Raw genomic sequence first — 16,062 nt, 5'->3', positions numbered from 1 at the left:
ATTTTGAGTATATTTTTTAAGGAAATTCAAGTTAGTATTTATTAATAATTTCGATAATAAAACTAACCTCTTCTTCTGTCAAAACAGGACTTATAGGCAAACTTAAAACCTCATTATGGATTTGTTCCGTTATTGAGAATGATAACGTATTCCATTGCGGAAATGCTTTTTGTTTATGTGGCGGAACGGGATAATGAATAACAGTTTGAATGTTATTCTGAACCAAATAATCCTGAAATTCTTCTCTGTTTTTCGTGCGAATGACAAACAAATGAAAAACATGATTATTAGAAAAATCCCAAACCGGAAGTATTATTTTGTCATTTTTAATTTCTGATAAATAACGTTTTGCAATAACTCTGCGTTTAGCATTATCAGCATCTAAATTCGGCAATTTCAGATTTAAAAACGAAGCCTGAATTTCGTCTAATCTAGAATTTACACCAATATAATCGTTATAATATTTTTTATCGGAGCCATAATTTCGAAGCGAAAAAATCACTTTTGCTAATTCTGAATCATTTGTAGTTATCGCGCCGCCATCACCCAAACATCCTAGATTTTTTGCTGGATAAAAACTATACGCTTGCGCTGATTGTTGATTGTTAATTGTTAATTGTTGATTACTTTGCGAGCCGTTCTCAGCATTTGGAATTTGGAATTTTAAATCATTGGAATTTACTTTTGCACCGTGAGATTGCGCTGCATCCTCTACAACTATTAGATCATTATTTCTTGCAATTTCGTTGATTTTATCCATTTCAGCCAATTGTCCGTAAAGATGAACGGCTAAAATTGCTTTTGTTATAGAGGTAATTTTCTCCTGAATTAAATCTGGATTTATATTGTAGGTTTCTAATTTTGGCTCGACCAAAATCGGAATTAAATCGGCTTCTAAAATCGCCAGAATACTGGCAATATAAGTATTGGCCGGAACAATAACTTCGTCGCCTTTTTGGAGTTTTCCTAAAGCTATATATCCTTTAAAAATCAAAACCAAAGCATCTAAACCATTCCCTACTCCAATGCAATATTGGATTTGGCAATATTCGGCGAAAGCTTTTTCAAATGTTTCAACTTCTTTCCCTAAAATATACCAGCCATTTTCCAAAACCAATTTCAGTTTTTCCTGAAAAGCAGTTTCATAAGGCTCGTTAATTTTTTTTAGATCCAGAAATGATATCATTTTATTTCTTTAATTTTTAAACAAAAATACCATTTAACTTATTATAATTTGCGGTTTCTAATTCGTAAAAATCATGAACTATTGTACTTGCGCCAAAACTTTCTTTCCAATATGTTAATCCTTCGTTTAGATTTCTTCCTTGATTTTCGTTTGAAATTCCAAAATCAAAAAATCTCTTTTTAGCAAATCTTTCCTGAATCAAATAATGAAATAAATAATCCAAACTTCCCAGATTTTCCTGATTTTCATTTTTCGAAATATATTGACAATGTGCTACTGTTTCTGTTTCGAAAACTGTTGTTCCCGCCACAATTTTATCTTCTAAATAAACATTAAACTGATGAATATTTTTAGGAAAATGCCCTTTTAAATAATTCATTTCTTCTACAGAATGAACAGGATTTGCGCTATGTTTTTCATTTAAATTCGGAATCAAAACATTATTCCAAAACGATTCAAAATCAGTTTCTTCTTTTATAATTAATTGGTTTGAAACGCCTTTTTGAAAACCTCTTTTTCTGATTTTAGAAGTCTTGTTTTCTTGGGATAAGTCTATTACCGAAAGTGAATCTCGTCGTACTAATTTTGCTTCGGATAAAAACAAAGCATACAAAACTTCTTCAGCAGGTTTTTGATGATAAATTGAAGGAAGTGTTTTTAAATGTAATTTTTGAAAGTTGTTTTCATTCAAAAAAAACAAAACTGATCGAAAAACTTCAATAACTGTCGCTAATTTTGTTTGCTCTTTGTAAACTAATCCGCCGTAAGTAAGTCCTTGATGTGAGTAAATTGAATTTCCAACTTTATTAGCAGGCAAAACGCTTATTAATTTCTCGTCTTCGAAAACTAAAAGCGAAAAATCTTCAAAACGATCTTTATGATATTCCATAAAATCTCGACAAAATAAAAACGTAGCATTTTTAGCCTGACTTATAAAGTCATTCCAGATTTGATAATCGTTTCTGTCGTATTGTTTTACGGTAAACTTTGTCATTTTTTTTCTTTTGCCACAAATTGCATGAATTATTTTTCACGCAGATTTAAAAATATTTAAGCTGATAAGCGCAGATTAATTCAATAAAAATCTAAAATTAAATTTGCATTAATCTGCAAAATCTACGTGAAACAAAATCATTTTAATCTTAATAATTTTATTTATCTCTTTTTAAACTAGATCCTTTTTGAGTTAGCAACTCTTTACTTCATCCGTTCGCTATCGCTCGGGTGTCAAAATCCTAAAACACTTTCTTGAATCTATGGCTAATATCGTTTAAAATTTTTATTTGTGGTCAAATGCACGTAAATACCATTTGTATTTTACGGCCATTAATCGAACTGTGATAATTACAAGTGATGTTACTAAATATAAAACATCGTCATTTAGATTCAATTTTCTTAGAGCAAAAAACACGATTCCGCCCAAAATACAGATCGTAGCATAAATTTCTCTTCTGAAAATGGTTGGAATTTCGGTACATAAAATATCACGCGTTACACCTCCAAAACAAGCTGTCATGGTTCCTAAAGCAATACAAATTACGGGATGCAAACCAATCATAATACCTTTTTCAAGACCTATTAATGTAAAAACTCCCAACCCAATTGTATCAAACAAAAACAAAGATGTTCTTAATTTATCAAACTTTTTTCTGAAGAGAATTGCCAATCCAAAACCTAAAATAATTACGTAAACATATTGTAAATCACGCATCCAACCCACAGGAGTTCTGCCAATTAAAACATCTCGCAATGTTCCTCCTCCAACGGCGGTTACAAATGCAATGATAAAAACCCCAAAAGGATCGAGTTTTTTGTGCATTGCCGTCAAAGCGCCGGACATGGCAAAAGCCATTGTACCGATAAGATCTAATAAATGAAACATTTCTTTTTGAGGTTCTAAGGTTCTGAGATTCTAAGTTGCTAAGGTTTTAGCTTTGGTTTATTTTTTTACGTAAATCGGGCTTCTTTTCAATAAATAAGTAATCGAATCCATCCAACTGTCTTTTACAGCAAGGAACGGTTTGCGTGTTTGAGAGTATATTTTTGTGGCATTTTTGTACATATCAAAGTACACGGTGTAGTAATAATAAACTTGTGTATTTGCTGTTGTAGTCGAAATATCATTGGTTTTAACTTTCTTGTTATTGTCGCTTACTTTTGCATTTCCGCTGTTGTAAGTTGTTGCAGTTGTTCCCGATCCAATTGTATACGAAACTTTGGCGGCTACAACATTATCAACTCCAAGAATTTTTTCGAGATCTTCAATAGGAGTTTCATCTATATTAGTGTGATCAATTCCGGCTTTGTGCAATAAACTATTTGTTGTTCTTAAATCCTGAACAGTTAAAGGAAAAATATTTGCCGATTTATCGATCAGTTTATTATAAATATCATTTTGAGCAAACTTCGCCATATCCTCAGAACTTTCCTGAGTATCAGCATTTACGTAAGGAATTGGCAATACAGCAATTGTATTAGGTTTCATATCGGCAGAAGCAACATTCTGAACTGAATTATTTGAAGAAGTATTGCTTGTAGACACATCAAAAGTTTGTGAACGTCCGCTGGCAAAATCTATTCTGGCAATTTGAGAAACGTCAAGCGAAATTTGCAATGTTTCTCCCGGCAAAGAATATTCAACGGTTTTATCAGACATTTTTGCAATCGTACATTCAATTATCTGGTAATCTCTTTTTATTATTTTATCTAATTTTTTTCCTCCTTGTGCAAAAGAAAAAACTGAAACAAGCAATAATACTAATACGGCAATTACTTTATTAATTTTCATGGTATTTAGATTAAATTTCCCTACTCTTAGGCTTTTCGGTTACGCCTTTTATAAATATTGAAAGCATATACAAAGTTACGAAATCCTAAACCAACACCCCTAAAAAACAAAATTAATTACATATTTTGTGTGTAAAAATTATAATCCTTAAGAATAACTCTAAGAAAGTCACTATTGTTCCCTGATTGATTTTTAATTCCGGTTACACTTTCAATCTTAGCAACTAGTTTATAGAGCATTTCGTGGTCGTTTTTGGCATCTGCTTTTTGAAACGTTTCTTTAATAATTCGCATATCATTATCAGATAATTTAATTACCAAAGGATATGTTGGCACATAAGCGTTTCCAATTTCTTCTAAAATCGTGTGGCTTATATCAATTTTATTTTTCAAAGTAATCACTGCCGTTCCTGCCGCCATGTCTCCTAATCGCTGTGCTTTTTTGCTTGTAACAACAGCAATTAATCCAACAAGTCCATAAAGCAATGTAAAATCAATTAGTCTAAAAAACCATCGAATTAAATAATCGCCAAAACCCGCCTGATAACCGTCGATTTTGACCACTTTTATTTTTACTAACTTTTTTCCAATCGTTTGTCCTTCAAAAACACTTTCCTGAATGATGGAATAAAGCATAATTGGCAAATAAAAGAACAAAAGTATCGACATAACAGACCATGAATCTAGTTTATCGAACATTTTATCGAAATGTAAACCGTAAAAAAACACTAAAAAAACAACTATTCCATAGGAGATTTTGATAAGCAAGTCAATGAAATAGGAACCTAAGCGTTCACCAACCGATGCCGCTATAAAATTTATTTTAACATTTTGTGTCGTGTTAATAGATAATTCTGACATATTTTATATTTTAGCCTACAATGAGAGAAGTCGCCTTCATAAAACAAAATAAAGAAAAATGGCTGGAATTTGAACTAGCTATTTTTGGTAAAGCTAAAAAAAATCCTGATGAGTTAGCTAATTTGTACATTCAATTGATGAATGATTTGTCGTATGCCCAAACTTATTATCCCAAAAGTAAAACGGTTATTTACTTAAATCACTTGGCATCGCAGATTTATCAGAAGATATACAAAACGAAACGAACAGAAAAAAACAGATTCCTGGAATTCTTTAAAACAGAAGTTCCTTTGCTCGTTTACGAATACAAAAGATATTTGATGTATGCTTTTATATTGTTTTTTGCGACTGTAGCAATCGGTGTTGTTTCGGCAAAATACGATCCTAATTTTGTTCGCTTGATTTTGGGAGATTCATATGTAAATATGACTTTGGAAAACATCAAAAAAGGTAATCCAATGGCTGTTTACGGTTCCGGAACCAATTGGGGAAGTTTTATTGGTATCACTTTCAATAATCTAAAAGTTGGTGCTCAATGTTATTTTTATGGCATTATGGGCGGAATAGGAACTTTTTGGATATTTCTGCAAAACTCAATTATGCTGGGATCTTTTCAGTACTTTTTTTATGAACAAGGAGTTTTCTGGAAAAGCGTTCGCGGAATCTGGATTCACGGTTCTATGGAAATTTTTGCGATTGTAATCGAAACTACGGCAGGATTTATTCTTGGCGCTTCGATATTGTTTCCTAAAACTTTTTCGAGAATGAATTCTTTTAAAATTGGTTTCAAAAACAGTTTCAAAATATTCCTGAGTACTTTTCCTTTTACGATTAGCGCAGGTTTTCTCGAAGGTTTTATCACGCGTTATTCGATTGATATGCCAAACTGGTTAAGCTCATTTATCATTTTATTTACGCTGGGAATCATTTCATTTTATTATCTGGTTTATCCCTTTATTGTTCACAAAAAAACAACTTCATTATAATGTTTGAACTTTTCAAAAAAAGACAATTAGGCGACTATATAATAGACACTTTTACATTTTTTAAAAACTTTGGAAAACACTTTTTTAAGATTTTCTTCATCATGAATGGAGCTTTCTTAATTATAGTAGCAGCATTGGTTTATTGGTTTTTGAAAATTAATTTTTCAGTTGTATTAGAAAATAATTCAGGACAATTTGAATCAAATTTTCTGCATTATTTCAATGATAATTATACCGTTTTTATTGGTTTTATAGTGCTCTTTTTTGTTGTAATATTACTTTTATCGCTATTCAATTCTTCTTATCCAATTTTGTATCTAAAATTAATCGCGCAAAAAAACACTAACGATTTCACAACTGATGATGTTTTAAAAACCTTCAGAAAAAGTCTTTGGAAAATAATAAAATTCTCAATTGGACTCATTTTACTTGTTGTTCCTGTTTTGATTGTGGTTATAATTTTACTATTCCTACTTTGTTTTGTTTTAATTGGTTTTCCGCTTTTGTTAATTGCAATACCTACATTATTTACGTGGTTGAATATTAGTTTTTATACTTATTTATCAGAAGAAAAAAGCTTTTTTCAGTCTCTAAATCATGCTTATTTTTTAATGAAAGAAGATTTTTGGTCAACAATCGGTGCAACATTTTTAGTATTGATAATGATTCAAATGATACAAGGATCTATCACAATGTTCTTCTATTTTATTGGAATATTTTTCTTTTTTGCAACAGCAATTGGAAATTCGAACTTCGATGTACAACCATTTGAAGGTTCTCCAATTCTGTTTGTTTTCATTTCATTAATCTTTGTTTTATTACTTACATTGGGTAATATTTTTAACAACGTGATTATGATAAATCAGGGAATTATCTATTATAGTTTAGGAGCAAAAGATAAAACGTTTACTCAGGAAATTGAATTAATTGGAACCGATAATGAATAGACTTTTAATCCTTTTATCTTTTCTTTTTTTCTCTGGTATCTCGCATGCTCAGGATTCTTTGGCTACAGCCGAACCTCCAAAAATTGCTTCAATAAAATATACAGAAAAAGACATTCAAGTTGATTCGAGTACAATTGAAGCCAAAACTTTTAATAAAAACTTCAAAAAGAAATACAAAGATTCAGATTTTGTCTATGAATATAAAACGCCCGAAAAAAATGCCTGGGATCGTTTTAAAGATTGGCTTGCAAGCGTTTTTAGAAGAATATTTAGTTTTGAAAACACAGCAAGTTCTATCAAATTTGTTTCAATTCTATTGAGAATCATTGCAGTTTTAGTAATTATAACTGTGATTTATCTTATTGCAAAAGCTTTGATTAATAAAGAAGGACAATGGATTTTTGGTAAAAACGCACAAAAAAAGACGATCTATTATACTGATATCGAAAAAAACATACATCTTTTAGATTTTGAAAAATTGATAAAAGAAAGCATTAATTCCGGCGAAAAAAGAATCGCAATTCGGTATTATTATCTATGGCTTTTAAAAGTTATGGCGCAGAATCATTATATAGAATGGGATATCGAAAAAACAAATTCCGATTATTTATACGAGCTTCAAAGGCCTGTGCACAAAGAAGAATTTACTTATTTGTCTTACTTGTATAATTATATTTGGTACGGAGAATTTCAAATTGACGAAATTTCATTCGATAAAGCAGAAAACAGATTTAAGAAAGCTTTAAAAACCTTTAGCAATGGATAAAAATATCAAAATTTACATCGCTATTCTGGTTTTTGTTTTAGCATTAATTTTAGTAGCAGATCGCGATCAGCCAAAACCTATCAATTGGAGTCCAACCTATTCTGTCAATGACAAAATTCCGCTTGGATTATATGTTTTTGACAAAGAAATCCATGGCTTTTTAAAGCCTCAGAAATTAGAAAAAATAGTAACCCAAACTCCATATGAGTTTTTGGATTCTAAATATGTTGAAGATACTTTGGTCGAAAATTATTCTATAAAAGGTACATTTTTAAACATATCAGAAGCAAACAATATTGATAATCAGTCTATGACCGAAATTTTCTATTTTGTATCTCACGGAAACAATGCTTTTTTGAGTATGAGAGAGTTTCCAAGTGCAATTTTAGACAGTTTAAAACTAAGAACCAATGTAAATTTCGGACTTCCGGATAGTAACTCGACTTGGCTTGCCAATAAAAAAGTAAGTTCCAAAACCTATCATTTAAAAGAAGGAGTTGGTGATGATTATTTTTCAAAAATTGATACTTTAAATACTACTGTTTTAGGTTATCAAAGTTATATACCAAAGCAGAAGCATATTAATTTTATAAAAGTAGCGTACAAAAGCGGCTATTTTTATTTACATACGCAGCCAGCGGCATTTAGTAATTTTCATTTATTGAAAAAAGATCATTATCAATATGCAGAAAATGTACTTTCTTATTTACCAAAAGGTGACGTTTTCTGGTATACAAAAGGAATAAACGATGAGAAAATTTCGCAATCGCCTTTGCGTTATATTTTTAGTCAGCCAGCTTTAAAATGGGCTTGGTATTTATCCTTAATCGGAATATTGATTTTTATAATTTTTAATGCAAAACGAAAACAACGCATCGTTCCAATTCTGAAACCTTTGCCGAATTTAACGATTGATTTTACAAAAACCATCGGTAATTTATATTATCAGGAAGGCGATCACGAGAATATTATTGATAAAAAAATCATTTATTTTCTGGAACGAATCCGAAATGAATATTTACTGGACACAACAAAACTAGATGACGATTTTATCAAAAAATTGCATTTAAAAACAGGCAAAGATGAAGCTGATATTCGGGAACTTGTATTCTTAATCAACGAACACAGAAAGAGTTATCACGGAAGTCTCGAAGAAGATTTAATCAGAATTAATAACGCAATAGAAAAGGTTTTAAATTAATATAAAAACATTTTCCACAGATTAAAATAAGCAACTAAAGAAAACATACCAATATGGACGATATCAATACACCAGAAACCGAAATCACGAATGAAAATGTGAATTTTGAAACCAGAATAAATTTAAGCCCGCTTTTAGATCACGTTAACAGCATCAAAAAAGAGCTTGAAACTGTAATTGTTGGACAACATAAAATGATCGATCAGCTTTTGGTTGCGATACTTTCAAACGGACACGTTTTACTTGAAGGTGTTCCTGGAGTTGCCAAAACGATTACGGCTAAACTATTGTCTAAAACGTTGAATATTGGCTTTAGCCGAATTCAGTTTACGCCGGATTTGATGCCGTCAGATATTTTAGGAACTTCTATTTTTAATCTTAAAACTTCTGAATTTCAGTTTAAACAAGGACCAATTTTTTCGAATTTAATTTTGATTGACGAGATCAACCGTGCTCCTGCCAAAACTCAAGCGGCACTTTTTGAAGTTATGGAAGAACGTCAGATTACAATTGACGGTTCGGCTTATCAGCTTGAAACTCCTTTTTTGGTTATTGCAACTCAAAATCCAATTGAGCAAGAAGGAACGTATCGTTTGCCGGAAGCACAATTAGACCGTTTTTTATTCAAAATCACGATTGATTATCCAAAATTAAACGAGGAGATTCTGATTATCCAAAGAGAGCATTTATTGCAAGATCACGGAAAATTAGAAGCTATAAAAGCTGTACTTTCTGCAACAGAAATAAAAGAATATCAAGCTTTAGTAAAACAAATTAGAGTTGAACAAAACTTACTAGAATACATTGCAAGAATTGTAGTAAACACGCGCGAAAATGCCTTTTTGTATTTAGGTGCTTCGCCTCGTGCTTCGATTGCAATTTTGAATGCGGCAAAAGGTTTCGCTGCCATTCGCGGACGTGATTTTGTTACGCCGGAAGATATTAAAGAAGCTGCAATTCCGGTTTTACAACACCGTGTTATTGTAACTCCTGAACGTGAAATGGAAGGAATTACAAGCCCGGAAATCATTAAACAAATTATTGAAACAGTAGAGATTCCTAGATAGTTTACTGTTTTTAATCTCAGTTTTTAGTTTTAAAGCTTTATTAAACCTTTTATAAATGAAATTTTCTAAATTAATTTTTCTTTTTCTTGTGTTCGTCTCTCTGGTAAGTTTTAAATCAGAAGATGTCAAACCATCGCATAACAGAAATACGTCAATTTATTTTTTAAGTGATAAACAACAGCTTGAAACATTAATAAGAAAAACGTATGAATGGATTGAAACTAAAACTGTTAAAAATGACTTTGATGTTGTAGAAAATAAAAAAGGAGATAAATATATCGGCTTAAATTTAAAAGCACATAATAAAAAACTGGAGGAACTTAAAAAGTCAAACTTTTTTACTCCGGAATTTATCGATAATTATAATAAAATTGGGCTAAAGATTGGTGATAATCTTAAAACTAAAAAGATGGAATGGCTTGTTGGTGATCTACCACCTTACGGAAATGACGCAGACATGTGGTGTAATTGTCAGGATAATCCGGAAGAATATTGGAAAACAATGAAGCTAAACAACTTAAAAATCACCAATAATAAAGCAAGCTTCAACTGGATATGGACTGCATGGAAAGAAAGTCCTGTTTATAAAGTAAAAGCAGTTAAAGAAAATGGAATCTAGAAAATAGCTTATTTAGAAGGCTTTGATTACAATAGTCTGACTAAAATATAAGTATTATAAAACTTTAAAATATACTCTAAATTGAAATTTATAAAAAGTCTATACCTAAACAACTTCTTTTTCTATGTGCTTTTGAGCATTATTGGAATGTTTGTTTGTGCTTTTATTTTTCCGAATTTATATAATGCCGTTTGGTTTGTGGTTCTAATTTTAATCACATTTCTGGGACTTGATATTTTGCTTTTATATTTTGCAAAAACAGGAATTGAGGCAACTCGAAATACGCCCGAAAAACTTTCAAATGGCGATTTGAATCCGATAAGTGTTAGTATCAAAAACCATTATACGTTTACTATTTCAGTAAAGATTATTGACGAAATCCCATTTCAGTTTCAAGTTCGTGATTTTAAAATTATAAAGAAAATTAAAGCTTCTGCCGAAAAAGAAATCGGTTATGATTTGCGTCCAACAGAACGTGGCGAATATTATTTTGGAAATTTGAACCTTTACGTTTCTTCGCCTTTAAAACTGATTTCTAGAAGATTTATTTTCGATAAAGATCAAATGGTGCCAACATATCCTTCTTTTATTCAATTAAGGAAATATGATTTATTGGCTTTTTCGAATAATTTGCATCAATACGGAATCAAAAAAATACGCCGAATTGGTCATACCATGGAATTTGAACAAATTAAAGAATATGTTCAGGGCGACGATCTTAGAACGCTAAACTGGAAAGCTACGGCGAAGAAAAATTCGTTGATGGTAAACCAATTTCAGGACGAAAAATCTCAATCGGTTTACATGGCAATTGACAAAGGCCGCGTGATGCAAATGCCTTTTGACGGATTGAGTTTATTGGATTATGCTATAAATTCAACTTTGGTTTTGTCAAATGTTATTCTGAAAAAACAAGACAAAGCGGGAATTTTTGCTTTCTCTAAAAAAGTAGAAAACAGAGTTTTTGCAGAGAAAAGATCTTCGCAAATGCAGAAAATTCTGGAAACTTTATACAACATCAAAACTGACTTTTTCGAAAGTGATTATAGTCGATTATATGTTGATATTAAGAAAAACATCAATCAGCGAAGTTTGATTATTTTATATACTAATTTTGAAACAATGGACGGTTTAAACAGACAATTACCTTATTTAAAAGGAATTGCAAAAAACCATTTATTAGTTGTTGTTTTCTTTAGTAATACGGAATTGAATGAACTGATTAACAAAAAAACAAATACGATTCAGGAAATATACGATAAGGTAATTGCTGAAAAATTCATGTTTGAGAAAAAACTTATTGCCAACGAACTCAAGAAATACGGAATTTACTCGGTTCTTACTCAACCTGAAAACCTGACTTTGGATACTATTAATAAATATCTGGAGATTAAGGCCAGAGGGATTTTGTAATTTTATCTTCTATTAACTTATAGTTACATTACGTTATCACGTAAAGATTGATTGATTAAATTAAGTAGTTTTGAAACAAAATTCAAACTTATGAATTTGTCGGAAACTTATATTTTTACATATATCGCAGAATTCAGAGGAGGAACTTACTGTACACAAGTTAGTGCTATTAATATTGAAACTTCAATTCTAAAATGGTTTGAAAGAATAAATAATGAAAAAGAAGAAATTAAATATTTAGGTTTAAAAACACTTGAAGATTTAAAGCAACAAATTAATATTAATGATAATTCTCCTATCCCATTAAAAGGATTAAAAAATATTTGGTTTTTAAGTTTAAGAACTAAATCTGGCCAATTCAGTATTAATATTATTAAGACATCAAATCATTAAATGAAAAAACTAGCGCTACTTCTATTCGTTTTTACAAGCTTTTTATCTCATTCTCAAAAAAGTGAGACTATAACAATTCCTAAAGGAGTAGTTTATAAATATGCTGATGCTAAGGTAATTGAAAAGGCTAAAAAACTAATAAGTGACAATTTATCTTCTAACAACGATTACAAAATAGTACAAAACAATCTTATCATTGGTCCTGAACTCTGGAAAAGATTTAAAGACAATACCAAAATACAAAATTTAGACGGAAGAAAAGTTGAATTTCATGTAGATAATGCAATATTAGATGGCAAAATGAGTCAGGATATGGCTGATTCTAAAATAATATGGGATGAATTTAAAAATGAAGTTTCAAAGGACTACATTATTAGAAAAGCCAACGAAAAAGAGTTAGAATATTATTGGTCTGTAATATCATTTGACATTGAAGAGCCTTTATTGATTATCGAAACTAACGAGCATAATTATATTTTAAATCTGCTAAAAAAAGATTTAAAATTATTGTGGCTAGATGAAGCTCCAAAACAAAATAAGACAAATCAAGTTGCTTATAAACAAAATCAAAACGGAACAGAAACTGACTCTGTTTCTAAAGGAGAAAAAGATACCGCTTTGGAAAGAATCGCCTTTTTAAGTTCTGACGAAGAATTAAAAGCAAACACTTCGTTTGAAGATATCGAATTAATCCTAAAAAAAACAACTCAAATATTTGAAGAATTATTTAAAGACTCAAAGAAATCAGGAAAAATAATGGTTGAATTTGAGCTGAAAAAGAAGAAAAACGAAATAAATTATGCTGTTAAAGATGATTTGGATTTAGACATTATGAAAGTCTTTGAACAAAGAGTTAACAGTGAGATTTATCCAAATTCAAAAAAAGATCCTATTAAAATTCGATTACTTTTTAAAGTAAATTCGGTTAATGACGTAGAATAAAAAAATCTCAATATTTATTAATAAAACTTAAGCTCTTTTGTCTCAACTTTTGAAACTAATAAAATGAAAAAACTGATTTTACTACTATTCGCTTTTACAAGCTTTTTGTCTCATGCACAAAAAACAGAAAACATCATCATTATTACCACTGACGGTTTTAGATGGCAGGAAATTTTTAAAGGAATGGATTCGGCTATTGCCAATGATAAAAAATTTAATCAGGACGATAGTTCTTATATCAAGAAAAAATATTCCAGCTCAAACCCTGAAGAATCACGCAAAAAAATCATGCCTTTTTTATGGTCAGAAATTGCTACAAAAGGACAAATTTATGGCAATCGCGATTTAGGAAATAAAGTCGATGTTTCGAATCCGTATTGGTTTAGTTATCCCGGATATAGCGAGATTATGACCGGAAATGTTGATACTGCCGTAAATTCAAATCATTATAAAGCGAATCCGAATGTGAATGTTTTGGAGTTTTTAAACCAACAATCAAAACTAAAAGGAAAAGTTGCCGCTTTTGGTGCGTGGGATGCTTTTGACCGAATTTTAAACGAGGAAAGAAGTGGTTTTCCTGTAATTTCTGCCTTTGATAATGTTGGAGGAAAAAACCCTACAGAAACAGAAAAACTACTAAATGAAATGCGCAATAATTCGTTTAAGCCTTTTCATGAAGATGAATGTCTGGATGTTTTTACACATTATCAAGCTTTAAATGAGTTGAAAACCAAAAAGCCAAAAGTGCTTTATATCGCTTATGGAGAAACTGACGAATGGGCGCACGCTGGACATTACAGATCGTATCTTGACGCTGCAAATCAAGTAGACAAATGGATTAAAGAAATCTGGGATTTTGTTCAAAATGATCCGCAATATAAAAACAAAACAACTTTGATAATCACGGTAGATCACGGTCGCGGTGACGAAAAAAAAGAACAATGGACAGATCATGGTGCTGATGTTCCGGGCGCATCACAAATTTGGTTTGCCGCAATGGGACCTGAAATCACTCCAAAAGGCGAAGTAAAAACAGATTCTCAATTGTATCAAAAGCAAATTGCACAAACGATTGCCAAAATCATGGGATATACTTTTACAACATCACATCCCGTTGCTGATGAGATTACTGAAGTGACTAAAAAATAGTTTTTTGCCACAAATTACACGAATTTTCACGAATAAGATTTCGCTTAAGCGTGAATAAAAATTAGTGCAAATTCGTGTAATTAGTAGCAAACTTTTCTATGAACCTTTACAACTTAAAAAAACCTTAGAACCTTTAAAATAATCAACCAAAACCAATTTATTTCAATGAAAAAATTTCTACCATTTCTTTTTTTAATTGCCTTTTTTATTCCAAAAATTGCCGCTCAGGAACCTAAAAACAATGATGAGCTCTTTGAAAAAACTTTAAATTACCAATCAGGAAAAATTACTTTACCAGAAGGAGACGGAACATTAAATGTTCCTGCAGGATTTAAATTCCTTAATGCGGAACAAACGCAGGGAGTTTTGACAAATTTATGGGGAAATCCAGAAGACAAAAGCGTTTTAGGATCTCTTGTACCTGACGGAAAAGGGGTTACACATAGCAATAGTTGGATGTTTGTGATTAGTTATCAAGGAGATGGTTTTGTAAAAGACGATGATGCCGGAGATATTGACTATGACGATTTGCTAAAAACCATGAAAGAAGATGTTCAGACAGCAAATGAAGAACGTAAAAAAGGTGGTTATCCTGAAGTGCAATTAGTTGGCTGGGCATCAAAACCTTATTATGATAATAATTTGAAAGTATTGCATTGGGCAAAAGAATTAAAATTTGGTCAGGATCAAGCTAATACTTTAAACTATGATTTAAGAGTTTTGGGACGAAAAGGAATGTATAATATTTCGGCAGTTGCGGGAATGAGTGAACTTGCAGAAGTAAAAGCTAGTATTCCGGGAATCTTGAAAAGTGTTGAATTCAATGACGGACACAAATATTTAGACTTTGATGCAGATACAGATACTGTTGCTGCGTGGACTATTGGTGGATTAGTTGCCGGAAAAGTTCTTGCAAAAGTTGGTTTCTTTGCTATTATTGCGAAGTTTGGTAAAATCATATTTTTAGCAATTGCAGCAGGTTTTGCTGCTTTCAAGAAATTTTTATTCGGTAAAAAAGATCAGGTTACTACAAGACCAGAGGAAGAAGAAACTGTACTTTTAGAAGAAAATAATTCTACACCAGAATAATATTTTTTGCCACGAATTGCACTAATTTCCACGAATCAGATTTCGCTTAATCGCGAATAAAAATTAGTGCAAATTCTAGCAATTCGTGGCAAACTTTTTTATCTAAAATCATAAACTAATAAAATGACAAATAATTGGGATGAAATAAAGTGGATTTTTGAACCAGATGGCGCGTTGAGAGATATTTACGTTCGAAACGTTAAAACTGAAGATTGGAAAATTCTAATTAATTATCTCAATATAAATTACATCGTTAGATACGGTACATTAGGAGAAAACAAAGAGATAAATAAAATTGATCTGGAATATTTAATTCACTATTTGAATGATGAAACAGGAGAATTGGAAGTGAAAATTGTATCTATCATAATTGATGATATAGTAATAAATCTTCATTTTTTCTCAATAGATGAAATTGAGTTTGATGTAGATCCAAAGGAAATATATTCTTTTGATAATTATAAAAAGTTACTGGGTTTCATGTCTGAAGTTAGCCAAATTTTAAATAAACCATTGATCTTGACTGGTGAAAATCAAATTGAGTTTCCGCTAATAAATGTAGATTTCTCTAAAAAAATAATGAATGCACTAACAAAAAAGGAAGCTGTCAGATTATGTCAATAAAAAACTTTGCTCCTTTGCAACTCTGAACCTTT

General features: G+C 30.9%; 17 protein-coding genes. 12 read left to right on the top strand and 5 right to left on the bottom strand.

The genetic code is table 11. From position 1 onward, the window contains the following. Positions 1-31: 31 nt before the first annotated feature. The 5 genes from WN975_RS00545 to WN975_RS00525 all read right to left on the bottom strand — a co-directional run bounded on the left by WN975_RS00545 (position 32) and on the right by WN975_RS00525 (position 4,834). Positions 32-1,186, bottom strand: coding sequence for a DegT/DnrJ/EryC1/StrS family aminotransferase (locus WN975_RS00545; protein ID WP_337964719.1), 1,155 nt, complete (start codon positions 1,184-1,186; stop codon positions 32-34). A gap of 16 nt (positions 1,187-1,202) precedes the next feature. Beyond that, the gene (locus WN975_RS00540; RefSeq protein ID WP_337964718.1) at positions 1,203-2,180 is read right to left on the bottom strand and encodes a GNAT family N-acetyltransferase; all 978 of its coding nucleotides are present in this window, start codon (positions 2,178-2,180) and stop codon (positions 1,203-1,205) included. Positions 2,181-2,465: 285 nt separating this feature from the next. Further along, positions 2,466-3,068 carry a trimeric intracellular cation channel family protein gene (locus tag WN975_RS00535; RefSeq protein ID WP_337964717.1) on the bottom strand — a complete coding sequence of 201 codons (603 nt, stop codon included), beginning with the start codon at positions 3,066-3,068 and terminating at the stop codon, positions 2,466-2,468. Positions 3,069-3,125: 57 nt separating this feature from the next. Beyond that, positions 3,126-3,974, bottom strand: coding sequence for a hypothetical protein (locus WN975_RS00530; RefSeq protein WP_337964716.1), 849 nt, complete (start codon positions 3,972-3,974; stop codon positions 3,126-3,128). A 116-nt stretch (positions 3,975-4,090) separates the two neighbouring features. Further along, complete coding sequence (locus WN975_RS00525) at positions 4,091-4,834, bottom strand: RDD family protein (RefSeq protein WP_337964715.1); 744 nt, start codon at positions 4,832-4,834, stop codon at positions 4,091-4,093. A 20-nt stretch (positions 4,835-4,854) separates the two neighbouring features. Between WN975_RS00525 and WN975_RS00520 the strand changes: the two genes are divergently transcribed. From WN975_RS00520 to WN975_RS00465, 12 genes are all read left to right on the top strand, one after another. Beyond that, on the top strand, positions 4,855-5,820 hold the full coding sequence (locus WN975_RS00520; protein ID WP_337964714.1) for a stage II sporulation protein M: 966 nt from the start codon (positions 4,855-4,857) through the stop codon (positions 5,818-5,820). Beyond that, positions 5,820-6,767, top strand: a complete 948-nt coding sequence (locus WN975_RS00515; protein ID WP_337964713.1) for a hypothetical protein — start codon at positions 5,820-5,822, stop codon at positions 6,765-6,767. Before WN975_RS00520 ends, WN975_RS00515 begins: the two co-directional genes overlap by 1 nt. Next, positions 6,760-7,533 carry a DUF4129 domain-containing protein gene (locus tag WN975_RS00510; protein WP_337964712.1) on the top strand — a complete coding sequence of 258 codons (774 nt, stop codon included), beginning with the start codon at positions 6,760-6,762 and terminating at the stop codon, positions 7,531-7,533. The genes WN975_RS00515 and WN975_RS00510 overlap by 8 nt, the downstream gene beginning before the upstream one ends. Beyond that, a complete protein-coding gene (locus WN975_RS00505; protein WP_337964711.1) occupies positions 7,526-8,734 on the top strand; it encodes a DUF4350 domain-containing protein in 1,209 nt (402 codons plus the stop codon). Before WN975_RS00510 ends, WN975_RS00505 begins: the two co-directional genes overlap by 8 nt. A gap of 53 nt (positions 8,735-8,787) precedes the next feature. Next, positions 8,788-9,801, top strand: a complete 1,014-nt coding sequence (locus tag WN975_RS00500; protein ID WP_337964710.1) for a MoxR family ATPase — start codon at positions 8,788-8,790, stop codon at positions 9,799-9,801. A gap of 55 nt (positions 9,802-9,856) precedes the next feature. Beyond that, complete coding sequence (locus WN975_RS00495; protein ID WP_337964709.1) at positions 9,857-10,420, top strand: hypothetical protein; 564 nt, start codon at positions 9,857-9,859, stop codon at positions 10,418-10,420. 81 nt (positions 10,421-10,501) lie between these two features. Then, positions 10,502-11,833 (top strand): DUF58 domain-containing protein, encoded by a 1,332-nt coding sequence (locus tag WN975_RS00490; protein ID WP_337964708.1) that lies wholly within the window; start codon positions 10,502-10,504, stop codon positions 11,831-11,833. Positions 11,834-11,923: 90 nt separating this feature from the next. Continuing rightward, the gene (locus tag WN975_RS00485) at positions 11,924-12,226 is read left to right on the top strand and encodes a hypothetical protein (RefSeq protein ID WP_337964707.1); all 303 of its coding nucleotides are present in this window, start codon (positions 11,924-11,926) and stop codon (positions 12,224-12,226) included. Beyond that, a complete protein-coding gene (locus tag WN975_RS00480) occupies positions 12,227-13,168 on the top strand; it encodes a hypothetical protein (RefSeq protein WP_337964706.1) in 942 nt (313 codons plus the stop codon). It begins immediately after the preceding gene. A gap of 63 nt (positions 13,169-13,231) precedes the next feature. Continuing rightward, a complete protein-coding gene (locus WN975_RS00475) occupies positions 13,232-14,317 on the top strand; it encodes a phosphoglyceromutase (RefSeq protein ID WP_337964705.1) in 1,086 nt (361 codons plus the stop codon). A gap of 165 nt (positions 14,318-14,482) precedes the next feature. Continuing rightward, positions 14,483-15,406, top strand: coding sequence for a DUF2167 domain-containing protein (locus WN975_RS00470; protein WP_337964704.1), 924 nt, complete (start codon positions 14,483-14,485; stop codon positions 15,404-15,406). 123 nt (positions 15,407-15,529) lie between these two features. After that, positions 15,530-16,030: a hypothetical protein gene (locus WN975_RS00465; protein WP_337964703.1), complete on the top strand. Its 501-nt coding sequence runs from the start codon at positions 15,530-15,532 to the stop codon at positions 16,028-16,030. Positions 16,031-16,062: the final 32 nt, after the last annotated feature.

Origin of the sequence: uncultured Flavobacterium sp., assembly GCF_951805225.1 — a bacterium.
In the GTDB taxonomy this organism is placed as follows: Bacteria; Bacteroidota; Bacteroidia; order Flavobacteriales; family Flavobacteriaceae; genus Flavobacterium.
The sequence above is the reverse complement of the archived record's forward strand: the minus strand, read 5'-3'. Positions and strand labels throughout refer to the sequence as shown.